Origin of the sequence: Streptomyces sp. KR80 (assembly GCF_052245555.1) — a bacterium.
Classification (GTDB): Bacteria; Actinomycetota; Actinomycetes; order Streptomycetales; family Streptomycetaceae; genus Streptomyces.
Genome location: NZ_JBQQCD010000003.1, coordinates 445165 through 466666 on the forward strand (window position 1 = coordinate 445165; position 21502 = coordinate 466666).

17 protein-coding genes, 1 tRNA gene and 3 pseudogenes are annotated in these 21502 nt (G+C 68.3%); 10 read left to right on the forward strand and 11 right to left on the reverse strand.

All coding sequences use genetic code 11. The features are described from left to right. Window positions 1–55: 55 nt before the first annotated feature. Window positions 56–129, reverse strand: a tRNA-Gly gene (locus ACTWQI_RS07475). A 556-nt stretch (window positions 130–685) separates the two neighbouring features. Here ACTWQI_RS07475 and dcd point away from each other — a divergent pair. The 3 genes from dcd to ACTWQI_RS07490 all read left to right on the forward strand — a co-directional run bounded on the left by dcd (window position 686) and on the right by ACTWQI_RS07490 (window position 2390). Then, complete coding sequence (dcd, locus tag ACTWQI_RS07480) at window positions 686–1261, forward strand: dCTP deaminase (protein WP_443268603.1); 576 nt, start codon at window positions 686–688, stop codon at window positions 1259–1261. Window positions 1262–1284: 23 nt separating this feature from the next. Continuing rightward, window positions 1285–1794 carry a phosphoribosyltransferase gene (locus ACTWQI_RS07485; RefSeq protein WP_443268605.1) on the forward strand — a complete coding sequence of 170 codons (510 nt, stop codon included), beginning with the start codon at window positions 1285–1287 and terminating at the stop codon, window positions 1792–1794. 221 nt (window positions 1795–2015) lie between these two features. Then, on the forward strand, window positions 2016–2390 hold the full coding sequence (locus ACTWQI_RS07490; RefSeq protein ID WP_443268607.1) for a hypothetical protein: 375 nt from the start codon (window positions 2016–2018) through the stop codon (window positions 2388–2390). A 234-nt stretch (window positions 2391–2624) separates the two neighbouring features. On the opposite strand, the pseudogene ACTWQI_RS07495 reads toward ACTWQI_RS07490, so the two are convergent. Next, a pseudogene (locus tag ACTWQI_RS07495) lies at window positions 2625–3864 on the reverse strand (IS110 family transposase). A gap of 598 nt (window positions 3865–4462) precedes the next feature. Between ACTWQI_RS07495 and ACTWQI_RS07500 the strand changes: the two are divergent. The 4 genes and pseudogenes from ACTWQI_RS07500 to ACTWQI_RS07515 form a co-directional block, all read left to right on the forward strand. Continuing rightward, window positions 4463–4837 (forward strand): hypothetical protein, encoded by a 375-nt coding sequence (locus ACTWQI_RS07500; RefSeq protein ID WP_443268608.1) that lies wholly within the window; start codon window positions 4463–4465, stop codon window positions 4835–4837. 264 nt (window positions 4838–5101) lie between these two features. After that, window positions 5102–5440, forward strand: coding sequence for a hypothetical protein (locus tag ACTWQI_RS07505; protein ID WP_443268610.1), 339 nt, complete (start codon window positions 5102–5104; stop codon window positions 5438–5440). 897 nt (window positions 5441–6337) lie between these two features. Then, on the forward strand, window positions 6338–6661 hold the full coding sequence (locus ACTWQI_RS07510; protein WP_443268612.1) for a hypothetical protein: 324 nt from the start codon (window positions 6338–6340) through the stop codon (window positions 6659–6661). Window positions 6662–6732: 71 nt separating this feature from the next. Then, window positions 6733–6879, forward strand: a pseudogene (locus tag ACTWQI_RS07515) (SAM-dependent methyltransferase); the annotation flags it as partial. Between the two features lie 143 nt (window positions 6880–7022). On the opposite strand, the gene ACTWQI_RS07520 reads toward ACTWQI_RS07515, so the two are convergent. The 3 genes from ACTWQI_RS07520 to ACTWQI_RS07530 form a co-directional block, all read right to left on the reverse strand. Then, window positions 7023–7364, reverse strand: a complete 342-nt coding sequence (locus tag ACTWQI_RS07520) for a hypothetical protein (RefSeq protein WP_443268614.1) — start codon at window positions 7362–7364, stop codon at window positions 7023–7025. A gap of 157 nt (window positions 7365–7521) precedes the next feature. Then, window positions 7522–7860, reverse strand: coding sequence for a hypothetical protein (locus ACTWQI_RS07525; RefSeq protein WP_443268616.1), 339 nt, complete (start codon window positions 7858–7860; stop codon window positions 7522–7524). Between the two features lie 214 nt (window positions 7861–8074). Next, window positions 8075–8374: a hypothetical protein gene (locus ACTWQI_RS07530; protein WP_443268618.1), complete on the reverse strand. Its 300-nt coding sequence runs from the start codon at window positions 8372–8374 to the stop codon at window positions 8075–8077. Window positions 8375–8483: 109 nt separating this feature from the next. Here ACTWQI_RS07530 and ACTWQI_RS07535 point away from each other — a divergent pair, with 109 nt between their 5' ends. Then, window positions 8484–8750, forward strand: coding sequence for a hypothetical protein (locus ACTWQI_RS07535; RefSeq protein ID WP_443268620.1), 267 nt, complete (start codon window positions 8484–8486; stop codon window positions 8748–8750). On the opposite strand, the pseudogene ACTWQI_RS07540 reads toward ACTWQI_RS07535, so the two are convergent. The 5 genes and pseudogenes from ACTWQI_RS07540 to ACTWQI_RS07560 all read right to left on the reverse strand — a co-directional run. Further along, a pseudogene (locus tag ACTWQI_RS07540) lies at window positions 8739–9419 on the reverse strand (transposase); the annotation flags it as partial. The gene ACTWQI_RS07535 and the pseudogene ACTWQI_RS07540 sit on opposite strands and share 12 nt — an antisense overlap. 97 nt (window positions 9420–9516) lie before the next feature. Then, window positions 9517–10698 carry a lactonase family protein gene (locus tag ACTWQI_RS07545; RefSeq protein ID WP_443268622.1) on the reverse strand — a complete coding sequence of 394 codons (1182 nt, stop codon included), beginning with the start codon at window positions 10696–10698 and terminating at the stop codon, window positions 9517–9519. Between the two features lie 189 nt (window positions 10699–10887). Further along, window positions 10888–11835, reverse strand: a complete 948-nt coding sequence (locus tag ACTWQI_RS07550; RefSeq protein WP_443268624.1) for a YIP1 family protein — start codon at window positions 11833–11835, stop codon at window positions 10888–10890. Between the two features lie 119 nt (window positions 11836–11954). Beyond that, on the reverse strand, window positions 11955–12839 hold the full coding sequence (locus ACTWQI_RS07555; RefSeq protein ID WP_443268626.1) for a hypothetical protein: 885 nt from the start codon (window positions 12837–12839) through the stop codon (window positions 11955–11957). Between the two features lie 185 nt (window positions 12840–13024). Then, entirely contained in the window at window positions 13025–14563 is a 1539-nt protein-coding gene (locus ACTWQI_RS07560) for an FG-GAP repeat protein (RefSeq protein ID WP_443268628.1), read from the reverse strand. A gap of 299 nt (window positions 14564–14862) precedes the next feature. On the opposite strand from ACTWQI_RS07560, the gene ACTWQI_RS07565 reads away from it, so the two are divergent. Then, window positions 14863–17607 carry a SpoIIE family protein phosphatase gene (locus ACTWQI_RS07565; RefSeq protein WP_443268630.1) on the forward strand — a complete coding sequence of 915 codons (2745 nt, stop codon included), beginning with the start codon at window positions 14863–14865 and terminating at the stop codon, window positions 17605–17607. 105 nt (window positions 17608–17712) lie between these two features. Here the strand turns inward: ACTWQI_RS07565 and ACTWQI_RS07570 are convergent, their stop codons facing one another. After that, window positions 17713–20010 (reverse strand): heterodisulfide reductase-related iron-sulfur binding cluster, encoded by a 2298-nt coding sequence (locus ACTWQI_RS07570; RefSeq protein WP_443268632.1) that lies wholly within the window; start codon window positions 20008–20010, stop codon window positions 17713–17715. Window positions 20011–20325: 315 nt separating this feature from the next. Between ACTWQI_RS07570 and dnaK the strand changes: the two genes are divergently transcribed. After that, the coding region (gene dnaK, locus ACTWQI_RS07575; RefSeq protein WP_443268634.1) for a molecular chaperone DnaK at window positions 20326–21502 on the forward strand (1177 nt) is incomplete at its 3' end.

Genomic DNA, 21502 nt, shown 5'->3' on the forward strand with positions numbered 1-21502 from the left:
CGAAGCTGGCTTAGAGAACAAGGAAGCCCCGGGCCGCTGGCCTGGGGCTTTCGGTTGGAGCGGGTGACGGGAATCGAACCCGCGCTCTGAGCTTGGGAAGCTCATGTTCTACCATTAAACTACACCCGCGTAAGAGAGCCATTTGAGGCCTCTCAACGTCGCACACTGTACCTCATTGCTGGCCCCCGGTGTATTCGCCGCGGGGCCTTCGCGCTGTTCGGGGAGGCAGTCGCTCGGGTGTCCGGGGTGGGGCGCCCGGGAGGGGGATGGGGCTGTGAGGGGCGGGAGTTGGGGCGTACCGTGGGGCGCGGAGTGCCGCGTGGAGTGGCGCCTGGGTCATCCCCTAATGTGGCTTTTGTCGTTCACCTCTGTGGGGAAGGGACCCGATGGAGCGCACCGTCGTTCGTTGTGCCGAAGGGCACGTGTTCAGCACCGCTTCGTTCCCGATGCAGAACCTCGGTCCCGACCGGCTCGGCCCCGGGCGGCTGCTGCGCTGCCCCCGGTGCGCCCGGCTGAGGCACGCCGTACCGGTGCCGGTCGTGGTGGCGAAGCGATAGGGGAAGACGAAATCGAGCCGGCGGCGGGGCCGTAGCGGAGAGGCGCCGACGCCGACGTGAGGCCGTCTTCGGCTCGCGGGCCCGGTCCGATTGGGCCGGGCCCGCGTCGTCCGCGTAACCTTCGGATCGTGCTTCTCTCTGACAAGGACATCCGGACCGAGATCGACGCCGGGCGGGTGCGGATCGATCCGTACGACCCCGCCATGGTGCAGCCGTCGAGCATCGATGTGCGGCTGGACCGCTTCTTCCGGGTGTTCGAGAACCACCGGTACCCCCACATCGATCCGGCCGTGGAACAGGCCGATCTCACGCGGCTCGTCGAGCCCGAGGGGGACGAGGCCTTCATCCTGCACCCCGGTGAGTTCGTGCTCGCCTCGACCTACGAGGTCATCACGCTGCCGGACGACCTCGCCTCGCGGCTGGAAGGGAAGAGCTCCCTGGGACGGCTGGGACTGCTGACACATTCCACGGCAGGCTTCATCGACCCTGGGTTCTCGGGACATGTGACGCTCGAGCTGTCGAACGTCGCCACGCTGCCGATCAAGCTCTGGCCCGGGATGAAGATCGGGCAGCTGTGCATGTTCCGGCTGACCTCCCCCGCCGAGCACCCGTACGGCTCCGAGCGGTACGGCTCCCGCTACCAGGGGCAGCGCGGGCCGACGCCCTCGCGCTCGTATCAGAATTTCCACCGCACGCAGGTCTGAGGGGACGGAGGGCGGGAGCAGCCGTGGGTGACGAGCGCGAGAATCTGACCTACCCGCTCTTCGGGCAGGCGGTCCGCGAGCTGGCCCAGGCCGTCGCGGACGACGGCTACGAGCCGGACATCATCCTCTCCATCGCGCGCGGCGGCCTCTTCGTGGCCGGCGGCCTGGGGTACGCCCTGGACGTGAAGAACCTCCATGTCGTGAACGTGGAGTTCTATACGGGCGTCGGGGCCACCCTCGCGATGCCCGTCATGCTGCCGCCCGTCCCGAACGTCGTGGACCTGAGCCGGAAGAAGGTCCTCGTCGCGGACGACGTGGCCGACACCGGCAAGACGCTCAAGCTCGTGCACGACTTCTGCGCCGGCCACGTCGCGGAGGTGCGGTGTGCAGTGATCTACGAGAAGCCGCAGTCGCTCGTGAAGTGCGAGTACGTCTGGAAGCGGACCGACCGGTGGATCAACTTCCCCTGGTCGGTCTTGCCTGTAGTGCGTAAGTCTGGTGAACCGCAGATTCCGTCGCGAGAGGCGCTCTGAGTCACGGCTGAGTCAAGGTAGTGGTGGAAGGCGCACGACTATGGAGGTCCCTTGGCTCCTGAGCGTTGTTGCAGGTCAGGGCGCCTCTGTTCGAGCGGTGCAACGAGCCTATTGTCGTGGCTGTGGTCTATGGGGCTGGACATGTACCGATGCACCGCACACCACGCCTGGCCAGGAATCCTTGGACAAGACAGAACGACCGCGGGCGTTATCGTGGCCGCATGGAGGAGAACAGAGCGCTTCGAGTCGTAGACACATTGCGGCAGCGTGGCATAACTGCCCACTTGGCCCGCGAAGGCGTCTACCAGGTCGGCGTGCGCGTGGTCCTGCTCGACGGTCGCGAGGCCGTCTGGGACACCGACGACACCGCCGGTCTCGAAGCGCAGGTCATGCGGGACGGGATCCTGGTCGGCTTCGTGCCGTCCATCGAGGGCTCCGAGAACTTCGACATCAACCAAACCGTCGACGCGATCGCCCGGGCCGACTACGACCAGCCAATCGCCCGCGAGCGACCCACCGCTCCGCCGCCGTCCGCCCCGCTGACCCCGGAGGGTGGCGTTTTCCGTCGCTTCCTCGGTGGCTTCCGCGAGCGCTGAGCGCCCCACATACAGTCTTGAAATCTGTCGGCTTACGCCTACGCAGGTTCGAACCCTGCACCCGCCACACTGCGCTGAAACGGCCTCTGACCAGGAAAACGGTCGGGGGCCGTTCGTTTTTTCGGGTGACTGCGGCACACCGTGATTCCCCGCTGTTTCCCGTGGCATCGGGCACGCTGCGGGCACGGGCTGAGGTCGGTGGAGTCTGATTCGAAAATCGTCCCTTCCCGCAGCTCAGGTCGCTTCCGCTGATTGGAGGGACACTTGGTAGCCGAGCATGTTGAGCTGGCTGACCAGGCGTCGCGTTTGCCGGGCCCGGCCGGTTCGCTGCAGGAAGTAGTCCGCTCCGAGGTCGTGGTACTCGGCGTCCTGGGTGAGCATGTGCCAGATCGAGGTCAGGATGGTGTGCCCGAGGGCGACCAGGGGCCCGCTTCTTGCCGCGGCGGATCGCGATGCGTTTGTAGCGGGATGCCAGGTAGGTGTCCTTGCTGCGGGCCGCAGCGGTAGCCGCCAGGCCGAGCGCGTTCTTCAGCCACGGGTCGCCCGGCCGGGACTTGCCGGAGGTGTGTTTGCCGGCGGACTCGTGGTTGCCCGGACACATCCCGGCCCACGAGGCCAGGTGGGCGGCCGAGGGAAAGCGGGCCATGTCCGCGCCGATCTCGGCCAGGATCATCTCGGCCGAGCGGGTGCTGACGCCGGGGATGGTGGTTAGCAGCTCGATTTCGCGGCGAAACGGGGCGAGTTGGCGGGTGATCTCGTCACTCAGCCGTGCCTCGGTCGCGGTGACCGCGTCGATGCGGTCGAGCATGGTGCGGGCGAGGAAGGCGTGGTGGTCGGTGAACCGGCCGGTCAGCGCCTGGGCCAGGATCTCGCGTTTGGCCCGCATGCTGGCCCTGGCCATCTCCGCCAGCACCAGCGGATCACGCTCCCTGGCGATCAGGGCTTCCAGCATCGCTCGGGCGGACTTGCCCAGCAGGTCGGAGAGGACCGCGGACAGCTTGATTCCGGCGTCTTCGAGGAGCTTCTCCAGCCGCTGGGCCTCGCGAGTGCGTTCGCGGATGACCTCGGTGCGGTAGCGGGTCAGGTCCCGTAGCTGACGGATCTCCGGTGGCGGGACGAACGAGGGCCGCACGAGGCCGTGTTCGACGATCTTGCAGATCCACTCGGAGTCGGCGACGTCGGTCTTGCGGCCAGGGACGTTCTTCATGTGTCGGGCGTTGAGCAGCCAGCACTCGATGTCGTTCTCCAGCAGGTAGAACACCGGCTTCCAGTACGAGCCGGTTGCCTCCATGCCGACCACGGTGACGCCCTCGGCGAGCAGCCAGTCCCGCATCGCGAGCAGGTCTCGGGTCATGGTGGAGTACGTGCGGATCTCCTTGCGGCGCCGCTTGCCGGTCCCGGGAACGCGGATGCAGACCTTCACGTCCGCCTTGCCGATGTCGATTCCGGCGCATCGTTCGTGGACCACGTCCATGCCCCGGTCCTCCCCTCGTGCGGTGTGCTGTTGTGCAGCAGCCGTCCGGCGGGGACCGGCAGGCAAAAGAATCTGATTCACATGCTCGAGGCAACACTTCCGGATGCCTGACGGAGGGCCCCGGCGTCCTACTCAATGTCAGGTTCCGGTGGCACCAAGACTCCGCGACGTCAGCCGGACGGCCGTGACCCGATTTTGTCCCCTTTGGGGTATCGCCGTCCGGAGATCGGATTACTCAACGGGCGGGTCAAACCCACCAGCGATCTTGAAAACCGTCGTGGTGGCGACACCACCGTGGGTTCAAATCCCACACCCTCCGCTGCTGGATCACTGAAGATGGCCCCTGACCAGGCAACTCGGTCGGGGGCCGCTTTCTTGTCCGCTTGTCCGCCCCTTACCGCTGCTCCCCCTGATTCCCCGGCCGAGGGGCACGGCGTGGTTTGTGGCTTAGCGCCTCCCTGGCACGTGTCCGCACAGTCGATCTAGGGTCCTGGCATGGACTGGGGGACCCTCATAGGGACCGGACTTGGTGCGGTTGTCGGAGTCGGCTCAACCTTGATCGCTGATCGCTGATCGTCTGCGTTGGCAGCGTGATCACGTGGCGCGGCAGCAGGACTTGAGGCGGCAGTTGTATGGCGAGTACCTGGCGGCACTCACCCGGACGAGGAATCAGCTCAAAGACATCGCTGGCTCTACAGCGCTCGTTGGGGACGAGCGGGCACGCCAGGCGGGGGAGGCGTACCGGGAGGGCGGGGCTTACGAACTCCGTTATCAGATGGCCATCACCGCGCCTGCCCAGGTTGTGGGGCCCTCTGAAGACGCTTTGAGAAGGTTGCGCGACATGCGCGACAGGATTCAGGAGGGTGTGACGGGTAGGACTCTGGACGAAGAGTTCGGAACCTTGATCACGACCATCAAGACCCTTCGAGACGCCATGCGATCAGATCTCGGAGCCGACGCCTGGGACGGCTGAGCTTGTGGCTTCCGGCGCCGCTCTCGGTGAATTGGTTGGGTCCAAGCGGTCTCAGACGTAACGTGACGTAGTGAGTGTGGGATCCGGTACAACACAGTTGATCGTGCTGAGGGGCAACTCCGGCTCGGGCAAAACCAGCGTCGCGCAGGGCTTCCGGGCCCGTATGGCCAAGGCGTAGCGCTCGTCGGCCAGGACAACATCCGGCGCACCATCCTCCGCGAGAGAGACGAGCCGGGCGCATCCAATATCGGTCTGATCGACGCCGTGGCACGCTACGCACTCGATCACGGCTACCACGTGATCATCGAAGGTATCCTGTACGCCGACCGCTACGGCTCCATGCTGCAGGCGCTTCGCGATGATCACTTGGGGCAGACCCACTGCTTCTACCTCGAAGTGCCCTTCGAAGAGACCCTGCGTAGACACGCCACACGTGCGCAGGCGTCCCAATTCGGGGCCGAGGAGATGCGCGGGTGGTACCGCCCCGTGGACCTCTTGCCCGGCGGACACGAACGGATCATCTCGTCGCGGAGCACTCTCGCCGAGACGATCGAACAGCTGATAGTCGCCACAGGACTCCACCCTACGAACCCATCACCATGAGCGAACCCAGCGGGAAAGGAGCCTTGGCGACGACCCTCGCTTTACAAGTTCGATCGAGTGGGGCCTCGTCCCCTGCCCCGCTGGCTCTCCTTACCCTTGCCCCTCCGCAGGGAGCCGTCAGAGTCCGCCCGCATCCGCCGTCGTTGATGTCAAGCCTGGATGTCACCGCAAGATTTCGGCTTCGCCGGTCCGGGGATTCACTGCGACCTGAACAGGCCAGCCATACCCCTTCTCCTCCACCCAGCTCGGCGGCGGGTCGAAGCGGAAGACCAAGCACTCTTCAGAGCCATCCACCCCATACACAGTCTCCAGCACGGGGTCACAGATAGCCCACGGCTCTGGTTTCGGTCCGCCCTGCTCGAACCGTCGTATGGCTGCGCGGCGCGCCTCCTCATGATCCATAACTACATTCTGGCAGGCGTCCCTGTTGCAGGCCCTGCAGGAGGGAAGTGCTCCAGAGCGCACGGCTCCGGAGGCCCTTTGGGCCTGTGGCGTCGCTGCTGGTCACGGGGTCCGCTTCTGTGTACTCGACGGCTGTGCCTGTCCACGGATAGTCCACGGGCGCCGATGCCTACCCGCATGTGCCAGACCGGGGCTGCGGGACGAGTCGGGGCCGGGGGCTGCTGCTGGTGGAAGTACCCGCGGAGAGGTGGGCGGTAGGGGAGCGCGAGCTCGGCGGGATCGTGAGGTGCAAATTCACCCTGTTGGGCGGGGGAGCCACCCGCACGCGTGCGCGCGGGACGCCGACACGCCGGGCGCCGGTTCCCGGCCCAGCGATTTTTCGTTACATGAGGTGTCTTTGGTGGCGATTCGGACTTAACAGTTCATTTCGGATGTGAACATCGACGTGTCCGACACAGGCAGGCGCATCAGGCACTGCCGTGAAAGGAGCACGGAATGCGGGTTTCCCGTTTTGCCGCCGCGCTGGGCGTCGCGGCCGCCGTCCTGCTGAGCGGCGCCACTGGCGCCAGCGCCGCCACCGCGCCTTCGGTGGTATCTCATGCCGCGCATGACCGTGGTCACGACCACGGTGACGACTACAGGCGCGGTGACCGCGACGGCCGCTGGGGCCACCACCGCGGGGACCACCGGCACCACGGTCACTACTGGGGTCACCACCGCGGGGACCACCGGCACCACGGTCACTACTGGGGTCACCACCGCGGGGACCACCGGCACCACGGTCACCACTGGGGTCACGACCGCTACGACCACCGCTGACCGTCCTTGGGGGTGCCCTTCTGCTGTTGGGGAGGGCACCCCATCCGCGTCCTCCGTATACCTTCGGCCGCATGACTGACGAGATCTTCGGACACCCGCGGCTGGCCGAGATCTACGATCCGCTCGATTCCGACCGCAGTGATCTGGATCCGCACATTGGTGTCATGCAGGAGTTCAACGCGCGTCGGGTGCTGGACATCGGCTGCGGGACGGGTGTGCGACACCCGCTTTAGGAGCGAGGTTGGCCCGCGTCGTGGCTGAACTGCAAAATCCTAGCTTGGCGGCAGTCGGCCTGAGTGCCCGTCAGGCTCCGGATTCCCCGTGGCTCCCCGCTGAAACTGGCACGTTTGTGGCACGAGCTTCAGTCGCCCGCGAACCACAGGTAACTGCCTGGGGTGGCCGCGCATTGCTCCAGCATCGTTGCGAGATCGTCCAGCGCGGCGAGCTGACGCTCATCACCGCATCTTTGCCTTAGATCGTGGATCTCCCGGAGGGCGGCGGCGGACTCCTGCTCGTTCATCAACGTACCCCCGTACGGATCGATGGCAATGAGCCTCCCGGATATTCCAAGGAGCTGGAGCGAGCCAAATGCATCGGCCAAGGCGTCGCCGTGTCCGTAAGAGCTCCGCAGGAGTGTTGCGCGGGACTTGCGCCAGTTGTTGCGCGTCGGCCGCGATGAGTGCAGCTCCAGATCGATCCCCATGCCTCATGATGCACACAGATCTTCTGGAAGTGACGCGTTGGGTCCATGGGCTGGGACATCATCGGTGATCAACGCTGTGACCTGTGATCTAGCCGTCAACGGCTGTCAGCGTTGGTCGTCGTTGTGCGCTCTCGGACGGCCCAGAGACGGCCCAGTCTCACTTCTTAGGGCGGCAGACGGCTGCTTCCACTAGCGCGATGATGGCCTTGGCTTCGGCTTCGGTGACCTGGTGTTCCTTGGTGCTGAAGCGGGCTTCGGCGCTGGGTATGGGTTTGTCGGCTCCGCTGACGCCGGTGATGCTGCGGCAAAGGGTCAAGGCGTTGCCCATGGCCTTGTGCTCGTCGGTGACGAGGGCCGGGTGGATGGCCTTGAGCTTGGCGAGGAACGTGGTGCGCTCCGCGCCGCCAGGCTTGTTTTGGTCGGGGGCCTGCGCCCCGCTGCCGCAGGCGGTGAGGGTGATGACTAGGACGGCGAGGGCACAGAGATGTCGTCTCACGTGGCTAGAATGCCGGGCCGCCGGGGCAGGAGACAGGGATCGAACCGGCGACCTTCCGCTTTGCAGGCGAGTTGATCGGACGGAGTGGATCAGGTTTCGGCCCGACAACGACCAATGTTGACTCCCCGTGGCTCCCCGCTGCATACGGTGGCGTCCGCTGGCGTTGCCGTCAGACTGCCGTCATCGGCGTCGGAGGGGGCACGGCCTTGACGGCTTACCACCTGAAGCGGGCGTGATCCCCGCTGATGCGCACCATGAAGTTCCTGATGATCTCGCCTCCGTCGTCTGGGACCATTTCGAGGCCGAGCGCGTAGATCTCGTCGTCTGCTGCGCGCGCTGCAGCCACATCCTTCCGTTGCCAAGCGGCGTGCGATGCATCGATGAACGGCTTGAAGGCCGGCCACCCAGACGAAGGCTCGAAGCGGCACTCGAACCAGAACATGTCGATGGCCTCCAGCGTGAGCGTGCCGATGATCTCCTCACCTCGACGCAGCTGCCATACGCGGTTTTCCATCCAAGCCCTCTCGACGCAGAGGGCCGCACCGTATCGCGCGGTCGGTGGAGTCTTAATGTCCGAGTCAAGCCCTTGGCGATCTTGAGGTCGTGGCTGCGAGGATGACCGGGTGACTAAGTACGGGGCCTGGGAGAGGCACGTTCGTGACCTCGCGGAGGCCGTCATGGGGCCGAGCCATGAGGCCCCGCGTCGGGACGTGTTCCAGTTCCTCAGGGCTGGTGAGCACGGGCTTGCCGTTGAGACGCTCGCCGACTGGATCGGCGAGCACGGGGACGTCGAGCGCGTCTCACAAGACGACCGCCGTGCACTCCTTAGCTTGGTCTCGGACTTCCCTGAAGCGACGCGGGAACGCGTGCGGCGGGCCCTATGCGGTTGAGCGTGGTGGGGCAGCTGTGGTGAAGGGGCGATTGTCCCTGAGGAGGGCCCATAGGACGTTGACGCGTCGCCGGGCGAGGGCGATGACGGCCGGGATGTGCTTGCAGCCTTCGGTTCGCTTCTTGAGGTAATAGGAGCGATTGGGGCCGTCGCGGACGATGCTCGTCTGGGCCGACAGGTAGAAGACCTTGCGCAGGCGTCGGCTGTAGCGCTTGGGCCGGTGCAGGCTGCCGGTGCGGCGTCCCGAGTCCCGGGGGACGGGCACCAGCCCGGCGGCGGATGCCAGGTGACCGGCGTCTGCGTAGGAGGCGAGGTCACCGGCTGCGACGAGGAGCTCCGCTCCAAGGATCGGGCCCATACCCGGCAGAGACTCGATGATCTCCGCCTGGGGATGGGTGCGGAAGGTCTGGCGGATCTGCTGGTCGACGTGCTTGATCCGCTCGTCCAGGTCGAGGATCTGCCGGGCGATGCCCGCGACGATGCCGGCGGCGATGTCCTGGCCGGGCAGCGCCGTGCTCTGGGCCTGCGCGGCCTCCACAGCGGTGGCGGCCACCGCATCGGGGTTGCGCACACTTCGCTGGGCAAGCCAGCCGGACAGGCGGGCCCGGCCGCGGCGGCGCAGGGCTGCCGGGGTTTGGAAGCCGGTGAGCAGGATGAGTGCGCCTTTGTGTTGCCTCCGCATGCAGCGCGCAGGTCCTGGCCGGTTCGTGCCCCCCGCGTCGGCCGCGTTCTGCCCGCGGCGCGGCGCGGGGGGAGGTTCTCGACGCTTAAGCGGGCAGTACGCACACCGGGGTCGGGGCAGCGAACGGGCTTCCGGTGGCGGTCAGTTTCCCGGAGGAGCGGTCGACGGTGAAGGCGGTCACCGAGCCCGACTTCTGATTCGCCGCGAACAGCAGCTTCCCGTTCCGGGAGAAGGAGATGTGCCGCGGGAACGCGCCGCCCGTCGGCACGGCGTCCAGCAGCTTGAGGGTGCCGCCGTCGTCCTGTACGGCGTAGCGCGTAAGGGAGTTGAGTCCGCGGTTGGCCAGATAGGCGAACCGGCCGTCGGCGGTCACCAGCACCTGGGCCGGGTAGTTCCGTTCCCCGGACGGAGCGCCCTTGGGGGCGGTGGGCTGGGGCGTACCGAGGGTCAGCTTTCCGGTGCTGCTGTCGTAGCGGCAGACCACGATCGTGTTGTCCAGCTCATTGGCCAGATAGGCGAACCGGCCCGACGGGTGGAAGGTCAGCTGGCGGGGGCCCGCGCCGGGCCGCGTCTTGGCCTGGGACACCCGCGTCAGCCGGCCGGTGGTCGTGTTGAGCTTGTAGCTGTGCACCGTGTCGGACCCCAGGTCCACCGCGAGCACATGCTTGCCGTCCGGATCGGTGATCGCCTGGTGCGCATGCGGGCCCTCCTGCCGTTCGGGGTCGGGACCCGAGCCCGTGTGCTGTACGAGATCGGTGCGCGGGCCCAGACCGCCGTCCGGGAGGATGGGGTGGACGGCGACGCTGCCGGATGTGTAGTTGGCGCTCAGCAGGTGGCGGCGACCCGGATGTACGGACAGATGGCAGGGATGGGCCCCTCCGGTGCTCTGCGAGCCGAGGACGCGCGGTGCGCCCGCGCCGAGTGCGATGGCGGTCACCGCGCCCTGCTGCTGCTCGTTGGCCGCGTACAGGATCCGCCCGCCCGGCGCGAGGGTGAGGAAGGAGGGGTCGGCGACGTCCTTCACCGTCCCCTTCGATGCGAGCTTGCCGCTCTGCGGATCGTATGCGGTAAGCCCGATGCCGGTGCCGCCACCGCCGCCGGAGGTGTACGTGCCGAGGTAGCAGGGCCGTTCGCCGCCCTCGTCGTCGTCCTCGCGCCGCTCAGTCGTGGTCGCGCTCGCCACGATCGGCACCGCACCTGCGAGCGCGCCCGTCGCCACGGCGCCGAGGAGGAAGCGACGACGGCCCATCCCTGCGTGTGCACTCATGCTCTGTGTCTCCGGTCTCAGTGTCTCAGGGCTGCGGATGACACACATTGGCCTAAACCAATGTGCATGACAAGTGCCGCAACTGAGATTGCGCATGGTGCAACGCCTTCGAGTGACGTGAGGCGGGACTCACGCAGCAAGGCCCCCGCTGTGCGGGGGCCTTGACGGTGCGCGGCGGAGCAGCCGGTGCTACAGCGTGCCCAATTTGATCAGCACCAGCAGTGCGATCAGCTGGATCGACGACGCCGCCAGCGCCCTCGGCCACGGCAGGTCGTGCGACTTGCCCACCATCGAGGCGAACAGCGCGCCCGCCACCACCCAGGTCGCCCAGCCCAGCACCTGCACCATCGGGCTGTCGCCGCCGAGGAACATGGCGACGACCAGCCGCGGGGCGTCCGTGAGCGACATGATCAGCATCGACAGGCCCACCGTCGGCTGCCAGGTGCCGTCGCCGCCCAACTGGCGGGCCAGCGTGTGCGTCACTGCTCCCAGCAGCAGACCGCTGATCACCACGGCTATGCCGGTGCTGATCACCATCGGGATGCTGCTCGACAGCGTCGCGTTCAGGACGTCTTCGCGCGCCGAGTCGAGGCCGAAGACGGCGACCAGTCCGTAGACGAAGGTCACGATGAGCGCCGGGCCCCAGACCGGGTAGTCGCGCATCTGCCAGAAGGTGGGCCCGGGCCGGAACACGATGCCGTTCAGCAGCTGCTTCCAGTGCAGCCGCGGCCCCGATGGGGGCGCCGCCTGGCCCGCACGATAGGTGCCGACGTGCCCGCTGCCGCCGTCGTACGGGTCGTAGCCCTGGTCCGGGCCGTAACCGGAGCCTGGGCCGTACGCGTCCGGGGCCTCACCGACGCCGAACGCCTGGGTGTGGCCCGGGTTGTCGGCGTACGGGTCCGGACCGTGGCCGCGGCCCGCGTACGGGTCGTAGCCCTGGCCGGGGCCGCCGAAGTACTCCGGCTCGTCGCGTCGGCCGCCCTGCCCGCCGTGCGCGCCCTGCGGCGCGCCGTACGACCTCCCCCAGCTGGGAGGTGCCCCCTGCTGAGCGTGCGGGGGCACGGGCTGCCCTCCGTACGGCTGCTGCCCTTGCTGCTGCGCGGAGTCCCGGCCGCGTCCCATCCTGAATCCAGCCACCACTCGAACGTACCTGGTCGTGAGGACCGGGGTGGGTGCCCGGCGGAAGAGGCCCGCCTTTGCTGCCGAGCTGTGACATCCCCTAAGGGGAATCCTGGATGGAAACCCCCAGGTCAGACCTAGCGGACCCCCGTGCCCGCCATGTAGTTGGGCCAGGTGTGCTGGTTGGGCAGATAGGACGCGACCATCTCGTCGGGGATGGTGGACGGGGCCTCCCAGCCGGAGGGCCCCACGGAGTGGCCGTACGCGTCGTAGGAGCCTCCGGACGACGTCATCGTCGCGTCGCGGCGGTGGCGCCCGGAACGGTCCTCCGCAGGGTGGCCCGTCGGCTGCTGGGGCAGCAGCCGCCCTTCGGCCGAGAGCTGCTGCACACGCGCCACGAGACGGGCCAGGTCCAGGCCGAACTCGTCGGCCAGGACGCGCAGATCGATGCCCGATTGCCAGCTGTCGATGAGCACCAGATCCATGGCCGACGTCCACGCCGTCTCCCGGACCGTCGGGATCTCGCCCGTCGCCCCCATCGGCTGCTCGACGGTCGGCGCCGTGACGGCGGCCGCGGCGGTGGCCATCGATGGGTCGTAATGCGGTGGTGCGGCATGCTGGGCGTACGTCTGGGGCGGTGCCTGCGGTCCGGGCGGTGCCTGCGGGGCCTGCGGGGCCGGTGGCGACGGCGGCGCGGCCGCTGCGGGCTCGGCTACGGGGGTCTCCTCCTCCGCCGGTTCCACGCGGCTCGCCGCCGCCCGCGCGAGCACGTCCTCGGCCACCCGCCGCGCATCCTCCTTGCCCACGGTGCGGCGGGCCACCCGTACCTCCCGCTCGCTCAGGCCGAGCAGATCCGCGACTGCGCTGTCGCTGCCGACCATCACGGCGAACGCCGCCAGCAGCCGTGACCGGTGCGCCTGCGTCTCGTCGAGGGCACTCTGCGCCGATCGCACGTGCTCGTCGCTGAGGCAGAACGCCTCGGCCAGCACCGTGTTCCGATTCCACAACTGCCGGGGCTCCATGCCGGATCCAACGCATCGGGAGGACGAGGGAAATCGCCCCGAATCATGCAGCACCCAAAGGGACCATTCATCTCACCGATACCAAGAAGGGTAAGTCCGACATAGGGACCGGCCCGGTGCGCTCCGGGGGCGTACCGGGCCGGTGGTGGCCGGGCGTTTGGGACGCCGGTCCGCGCGGGTCCGGATCAGTCGTCGATCGCCGCCCCGAACCGTGCATCCGCGACCGGCGCGCCCAGCGAGCCACCGCCGTACGTCCACGAGCCGGTCGCCGTCACACCGCCCGTGCCCGCTGAGAAGACCCACACGACACCGTCGTTGGTGTTCTCGCCGGGTGCCGTGGCGAGCAGGCCGAACCGGCCGTCCTTGTTCGGGTCCACCAGCCGGACCTGGCCGCCGAAGCGGTCGAGTTTCTCCGCGGCGCCGGGGACTCCGGGGGTGTTCTGGTTGAAGTCCTTGACCTTGGTGGTCGTCAGGCCGCCGCTGGAGCCGCGCAGCACCCAGACCGCGCCCGCGTCGGCGGCCGAGCCGATGTCCTCGCCCGCGGCGCCTACGGCAAGGTCGGCATAGCCGTCGCCGTCCGTGTCGCCCAGCGACAGGTCCGTGCCCCAGCCGTCGCCGTGCTCGGCGACGCCGGGCACACCCGCGGAGTCCTGGGTCCACCACTGCGGCGGGGTCCCCGTGCCCTCGCTGCCGGCGGGCCCTTCGGCGCTGCCGTAGTAGACGCCGACGAGGCCGCCGGTCATCGTGTCGCCGCCGTCGTCGGGGCTGTTGGGCTCGCCGGTGACGAGGTCGTCGTAGCCGTCGCCGTTGAGGTCGCCGGAGGCGGCGACCGGGCCGCCGCGCAGATCGCCGCCGAAGACCAGGCCGTCCTGGTGCCCGGTGAAGAAGGTGGACCAGCCGTGGCCGGGCTCCGCTCCGGTGCTGAGCCCGGAGACGACGAGGTCGGCGTAGCCGTTGTTGTCGTAGTCGCCGGTGGTGAGGGACTTCGGGAGGATCTCGCGGCCCTCGTCGGCGAGGGCGGACCGGCCCAGGCCCCGGACCGTCGCGGCGTCCTCGCGGACCTCACGTGGCGGCCCGGAAGGGCTTCCGGCGCGCTGTGCGGCCGGCTGACCGGCGGCCTCGAAGCCATACACCTCCAGGTCGTCGCGGTCGAGTACGGCCAGCAGGTCGCCCGGGGTGTCCCCGGTGAAGCGGGCTGCGGCGAGAGCACTCCCGAACTTCTCCCCGGCCGCGGGGGCGGCGGACTCCAGCCACTGGCTGTCCGTACCGCTCAGGCCCTGCGGCGAACCCCACAGGATGACGAGGCCGCCCGCGTCCGCTGTCGTGCCGAGGTCCTCGGTGGGCGCTGCGACGATCGCGTCGTCGTAGCCGTCCGCGTCCAGGTCGCCCGAGGCCAGGGTCGTGCCGAAGGCGTCGCCCGCCTCGGAGGCGCCGGGTACGCCCGCGGAGTCCTGGTGGACGACGGTGCGGTTTCCCGTGGTGATGCCGCGCGACGACCCGTACTGCACGGCGATGTACCCGGCCCCGTGGTCGCCGCCGACGGTCGCCCCGGGCGCGCCGGTGAGGACGTCCTCGTATCCGTCGCCGTTGAAGTCGGTGTTGCGGTCGGCGGCGTGGGTCCCACCCGGGGTGCCGGCGTGGGCCACGGGAGCGGCCGTGATCGCTGCGCCGGCCAGCAGAAGGAATGCGGCCGCGGTGACGGCGGCCGAACGGTTCGTATGCACAAACGGCTCCTTCATTGAGGGATGCCGGGCTGGCGCGGGGGGCCGGAGTGCTGTCCGGCCCGGTGCCGCCCCTGGGACGGACATGCCGGGCCAGTACGAGGGTGTTCAGAAATCTCCAGAAACAGCCCGTCGTTTCCGATGCCTGTATGACGGCGGCTGGGGCGGAAGGGTTGTATGCGACATCCGACGCGGCGTCGTCCCGTGCTCGCGGTCGGTGACGCAACCGTTCCCGAAGCCGCCAGGCTGCCCGTTGCGCAGATCGTTCGCCCGCCGCCAGAGGGCAGTGCTAGAAATGGGGCATGGCCGGTCACCTCGGCCGACCCTGGGCTCAGTCGGTCCGATCGCTCGCCCGCTGGCGCCCGAGCAGGCGGCCTGAGCGCCCGTCGACGGGTCGGCGCCTGCGCTCGGTGCGAAGCAGTGTGCGAACGCTCGCCGGCCAGGTCTTCATCCTCCAAGTGGCCATCGTGCTGGGGCTTGTCGTCGCCGGTGTGGTCGCGCTGGTGCTGCAGTCGGAGCGGGACAGCACGAACGAGGCCCGTAACCTGTCGGTGGCGGTCGCCCACTCCTTCGCCAACGCGCCGGGAATGGCGCAGGCCCTGGAGAGCCCGGATCCGACCGCGGTGCTGCAGCCGCAGGCCGAAGCGGCCCGGAAGGCGACCGGAGTCGACTTCATCGTCGTCCTGAACACGGACTCCATCCGCTACACGCACCCGCTGCCCGACCGGATCGGGAAGAAGTTCGTGGGCAACGTCGAACCGGCGCTGCGGGGCGAGGTCGTCACGGAGAGCATCGTCGGGACCATCGGGCCCCTCGTCCAGGCACAGGTGCCGATCCGGGGGCCGGACAACAAGGTCATCGGCGTGGTGTCGTCCGGGATCACCATCGAGCACGTGAGCGGTGCGGCCGACGACCAGTGGCCGCTCGTGATCGGTGCCGGCGCCGGGGCCCTGGCGCTCGCCACGGGAGGTGCCGCACTGGTGAGCCGGCGGCTGCGGCATCAGACCCGCGGCCTCGGCCCGGCCGAGATCACCCGGATGTACGAACACCATGACGCGGTGCTGCACGCCGTACGGGAGGGCGTGGTCATCGTCGACGGCGAGGGGCGGCTGGTGCTCGCCAACGACGAGGCGCGGCGGCTGCTGGACCTCCCGGAGGACGCGGAGGGCAGACTCGTCACCGAACTGGGCCTCGACCCGCGCACGGCCGAGCTGTTGGCCTCGGGGCGGGTGGCGACGGACGAGGTGCATGTCGCGGGGAACCGGCTGCTGGCCGTCAACCATGAGCCGACCGACCGCGACGGAGGGCCGCCGGGCAGTGTCGCCACCCTGCGGGACACCACCGATCTCAGCGTGCTCACCGGACGGGTGGACCTGGCGCGCGGGCGGCTGCGGCTGGTCTACGACGCGGGCATGAAGATCGGCACGACGCTGGACGTGGTGCGGACCGCCGAGGAGCTGGCGGAGTTCGCGGTCCCTCGGTTCGCCGACTTCGTGACGGTCGACCTCGCCGATCCGGTGTTGTCCGGTGATGAGCCCACGGGCAATGGCGCCGACATGCGCCGTACTGCGGTCCGGGGCATACGCGACGATCACCCGCTCTATCCGCTCGGCAAGCTGATCCACTTCGTTCGGTCCACCCCACAGGCTGTGGCCTTCAGCACCGGGCGTGCGGTGGTCGAGGCGGACATGGCGGCGTTCTCCGGGTGGCAGGAGCAGGATCCGCCGCGGGCCCGGCGGATCGTCGAGTACGGGATCCACTCGATGATCGCGGTTCCGTTGCGGGCGCGGGGCGTCGTCCTGGGCATGGCGACGTTCTGGCGTGCTGAGAAGCCCGAGGCGTTCGAGGAGGACGACGTCTCCCTGGCCGAGGAGTTGGTCAATCGCGCGGCGGTGAGCATCGACAACGCCCGCCGCTACACCCGCGAGCACACCATGGCCGTCACCTTGCAGCGCAGTCTGCTGCCCCGGGTCCTGCCCGAGCAGGGCGCCCTCGACGTCGCTTTCCGGTATCTGCCCGTGCAGCCGGGCGTGGGCGGGGTCGGCGGGGACTGGTTCGATGTCATTCCGCTGCCCGGGGCCCGGGTGGCGCTGGTGGTGGGGGATGTGGTGGGCCACGGTCTGCACGCGGCCGCCACCATGGGCCGGCTGCGCACCGCGGTGCACAACTTCTCCTCCCTGGACCTGCCCCCTGATGAGCTGCTGTGGCATCTGGACGAGCTGGTGGCCCGGATCGACCAGGACGAGGCGGCCGACGGACGGGTGGCTTCGATCACCGGGGCCACCTGCCTGTACGCGGTGTACGACCCGGTCACCCGGCGCTGCACCATGGCCCGCGCCGGACACCTCCAGCCAGCCCTCGTGCTGCCCGATGCCACCGTCGAGTTCGTCGACGTGCCCAGCGGCCCACCCCTGGGCCTGGGCGGCCTGCCCTTCGAAACGGCCGAGCTGCGCCCGCCCGAGGGCAGCTCGCTGGTGCTCTACACCGACGGGCTGATCGAAGACCGGGATCGGGACCGGGACATCGACGAAGGGCTGGCGCTGCTGCGGCGCACGCTGGCCCATCCCGGCCGGACGCCTGAGCAGACCTGTGGTGCGCTGCTGGACGCGCTGCTGCCGGAGAACCCCATCGACGACATCGCCCTGATCGTGGCCCGCACGCTGGTGCTGAAGGCAGACCGGGTCGCCGGGTGGGACGTCGCGTCGGATCCGGCGGAGGTGGCCCGGATGCGTGGCGAGGTCGCCCGGCGGCTCGCCGAGTGGGGCCTGGACGAGATGGTGTTCACCACCGAGCTGGTGATCAGCGAGCTGATCACCAACGCCATCCGGTACGCCACCGGTCCGATCCGGGTGCGGCTGATCCGTGACCGCAACAACCTGATCTGCGAGGTTGCCGACGGGAGCAGCACCTCGCCGCATCTGCGGCGGGCGGCGATCACCGACGAGGGCGGCCGCGGGCTGTTCCTCGTGGCCCAGTTCGCCGAACGCTGGGGCACCCGGTACACATCCGAAGGCAAGGTCATCTGGACCGAACAGCCGCTGCCGTGACACGGCAGCGGACGCCGCCGCGTACGAGGGACACCCGGTCCGGCAACGCAGCAGCCGCCGCCGCGTGGAGCGGCAGCGGCTGCTGCTGAGAGATCTGCTGCGGCGTTACTTCACCGGCTCCGGCGCTCCCCCGGCGCTGCCGCCGGGCGGTGCGCCCACCTCCTGGTCGGGCTCGCCGTCCCCCTCCGGCTCCGCCGGGGTCTTCACGGACTCGAGCAGCAGCTGTGCCACATCCACGACCTGCAGGGACTCCTTAGCCTGGCCATCGTTCTTCTTGCCGTTGACCGAGTCGGTGAGCATGACGAGGCAGAACGGGCAGGCGGTGGAGACGATGTCCGGGTTGAGGGACAGGGCCTCGTCCACCCGCTCGGTGTTGATGCGCTTGCCGATCCGCTCCTCCATCCACATGCGCGCGCCGCCCGCGCCGCAGCAGAAGCCGCGCTCCTTGTGGCGGTGCATCTCCTCGTTGCGCAGGCCGGGCACCTTGGCGATGATCTCGCGCGGCGGTGTGTAGACCTTGTTGTGGCGGCCCAGGTAGCAGGGGTCGTGGTACGTGATCAGGCCCTCGACCGGGGTGACCGGGATCAACTTGCCCTCGTCGACGAGGTGTTGCAGCAGCTGGGTGTGGTGGATGACCTCGTAGTGGCCGCCCAGCTGCGGGTACTCGTTCGCGATCGTGTTGAAGCAGTGCGGGCAGGTCGCGACGATCTTCTTCGACGCATTCGGCTTCTTGGTCGACTCGTCCTCGTCGTCCTCGCCGAAGGCGGCGTTCAGGGTGGCGACGTTCTCCGCGCCGAGCTGCTGGAAGAGGAACTCGTTGCCCAGGCGGCGGGGAGAGTCACCGGTGCACTTCTCGTCGCCGCCCATGATCGCGAACTTGACGCCCGCCATGTGCAGCAGCTCGGCGAAGGCCTTGGTGGTCTTCTTGGCCCGGTCCTCCAGGGCGCCCGCGCAGCCGACCCAGTAGAGGTAGTCGACCTCGGTGAGGTCCTCGATGTCCTTGCCGACGACCGGGACCTCGAAGTCGACCTCCTTGGTCCACTCCAGCCGCTGCTTCTTCGCCAGGCCCCAGGGATTGCCCTTCTTCTCCAGGTTCTTGAGCATCGTCCCCGCCTCACTCGGGAAGGAGCTCTCGATCATCACCTGGTAGCGGCGCATGTCGACGATGTGGTCGACGTGCTCGATGTCGACCGGGCACTGCTCCACGCACGCACCGCAGGTGGTGCAGGACCACAGCACGTCCGGGTCGATGACGCCGTTCTCCTCGACCGTGCCGATCAGCGGGCGCTCGGCCTCGGCGAGAGCCGACGCCGGCACATCGGCGAGCTGCTCCTCGGTCGCCTTCTCCTCGCCCTCCGCCGTCTTGCCGCCGCCCGCGAGCAGGTACGGCGCCTTGGCGTGCGCGTGGTCGCGCAGCGACATGATCAGCAGCTTCGGGGAGAGCGGCTTGCCCGTGTTCCAGGCCGGGCACTGCGACTGGCAGCGACCGCACTCCGTACACGTCGCGAAGTCGAGGATGCCCTTCCAGGAGAACTGCTCGACCTGGCTGACGCCGAAGACGTCGTCCTCGCCCGGGTCCTCGAAGTCGATCGGCTGTCCGCCGCTGGTCATCGGCTGGAGTGCGCCGAGTGCGGTTTCACCGGTGGCGTTGCGCTTGAACCAGATGTTGGGGAAGGCCAGGAAGCGGTGCCAGGCCACACCCATGTTGGTGTTCAGCGCGACCGTGATCATCCAGATCAGCGAGGTGCCGATCTTGATCATCGCGACGAAGTAGATGAGGTTCTGGAGCGCGCCGACGCTCAGTCCCTTGAAGACCAGGACCAGCGGGTACGAGACGAAGTACGCGGCCTCGTACTGCTCGACGTGGTGGATCCCACCCTCCAGGCCGCGCAGGGTCAGGATCGCGAGACCGATGACGAGGATGACGTACTCGACGAAGTACGCCTGCCAGGCCTTGGAGCCCGCGAAGCGCGACTTGCGACCGGCCCGGGAAGGCAGGCTCAGCAGCCGGATCACCATCAGCACCAGGATGCCGACCACCGTCATCAGGCCGATGAACTCGATGTACATCTCGAACGGCAGGAAGCCGCCGAGGAGCGGGAGCGTCCAGTCGGCTGCGAAGAGCTGCCCGTACGCTTGTGCCAGAGTGGGCGGGAGGGTCAGAAAGCCGATCGCGACGAACCAGTGCGCGAAGCCGACGATCCCCCACCGGTTCATCCGGGTGTGCCCCAGGAACTCCTTGGCCAGGGTGATGGTGCGCGCCTTGGGGCCGTCGGTGCGGCTGCCCGCAGGCACGGGCTGACCGAGCTTTACGAACCGGTAGATCTGCGCGACGGCTCGGGCGATGAGCGCAACGCCGACCGCGGTGAGTACCAGCGAAACGACGATCGCGGCGAGTTGCATTTGGGGGCTCCTCGGGCCTGCGAGAGCGGACTGTGAGGGTGGGAGTCCCCGTGGCCCTCCGGCGCGGGAACCCCAGACTTACTAAGCGGTAACTTTTCCAGTCTGGCCTGACATTACCCAGGATCGCAGGCCTCATGAAGCAGCCCGGCCGGTGATCTGTGTCGCGCAGGCAACCCTTTCCTGGGTGTTCGCGGCCGTGGTGACAGGGTTCCCGGCATAAGAGTTGAGTCAGCCCCGCTCAGGTCTGTTGACATGGGAAAACGGATCATGCACGCTTGAGCCTGTTCCACTCAAGTCATCTGGAGGACAGAAACCATGGCACGTGCGGTCGGCATCGACCTGGGCACGACGAACTCCGTCGTCAGTGTTCTCGAAGGCGGTGAGCCCAGCGTCATCACCAACGCCGAGGGCGCCAGGACCACGCCGTCCGTCGTCGCCTTCGCCAAAAACGGCGAAGTGCTGGTCGGCGAGGTCGCGAAACGCCAGGCGGTCACGAACGTCGACAGGACCATCCGGTCGGTCAAGCGCCACATGGGCACCGACTGGGGGATCAACCTGGATGGCAAGGACTTCAACCCGCAGCAGATCTCCGCGTTCATTCTGCAGAAGCTGAAGCGGGACGCCGAGTCGTACCTGGGCGAGAAGGTCACGGACGCGGTCATCACCGTCCCGGCGTACTTCAACGACCACGAGCGCCAGGCCACCAAGGAGGCCGGCGAGATCGCGGGTCTGAACGTCCTGCGGATCGTCAACGAGCCCACCGCGGCCGCACTCGCCTACGGGCTGGAGAAGGACGACCAGACCATTCTGGTCTTCGACCTCGGTGGCGGCACCTTCGACGTCTCCCTGCTGGAGATCGGCGACGGCGTCGTCGAGGTCAAGGCCACCAACGGTGACAACCACCTCGGTGGTGACGACTGGGACCAGCGGATCGTCGACTACCTGGTCAAGCAGTTCACGGGTGGCCACGGCGTCGACCTGTCCAAGGACAAGATGGCCCTCCAGCGGCTCCGTGAGGCCGCGGAGAAGGCCAAGATCGAGCTGTCCTCGTCCACCGAGACCACGATCAACCTGCCCTACATCACGGCGTCCGCCGAGGGCCCGCTGCACCTGGACGAGAAGCTCACCCGCGCCCAGTTCCAGCAGCTGACCGCCGACCTGCTCGAGCGCTGCAAGACCCCGTTCCACAACGTCATCAAGGACGCCGGCATCCAGCTGTCCGAGATCGACCACGTGGTGCTGGTGGGCGGCTCGACCCGGATGCCCGCCGTCGCCGAGCTCGTCAAGGAGCTGACCGGCGGCAAGGAGGCCAACAAGGGTGTGAACCCGGACGAGGTCGTCGCCATCGGCGCCTCGCTCCAGGCCGGTGTCCTCAAGGGCGAGGTCAAGGACGTCCTGCTGCTGGACGTCACCCCGCTGTCCCTCGGCATCGAGACCAAGGGCGGCATCATGACCAAGCTCATCGAGCGCAACACGACCATTCCGACCAAGC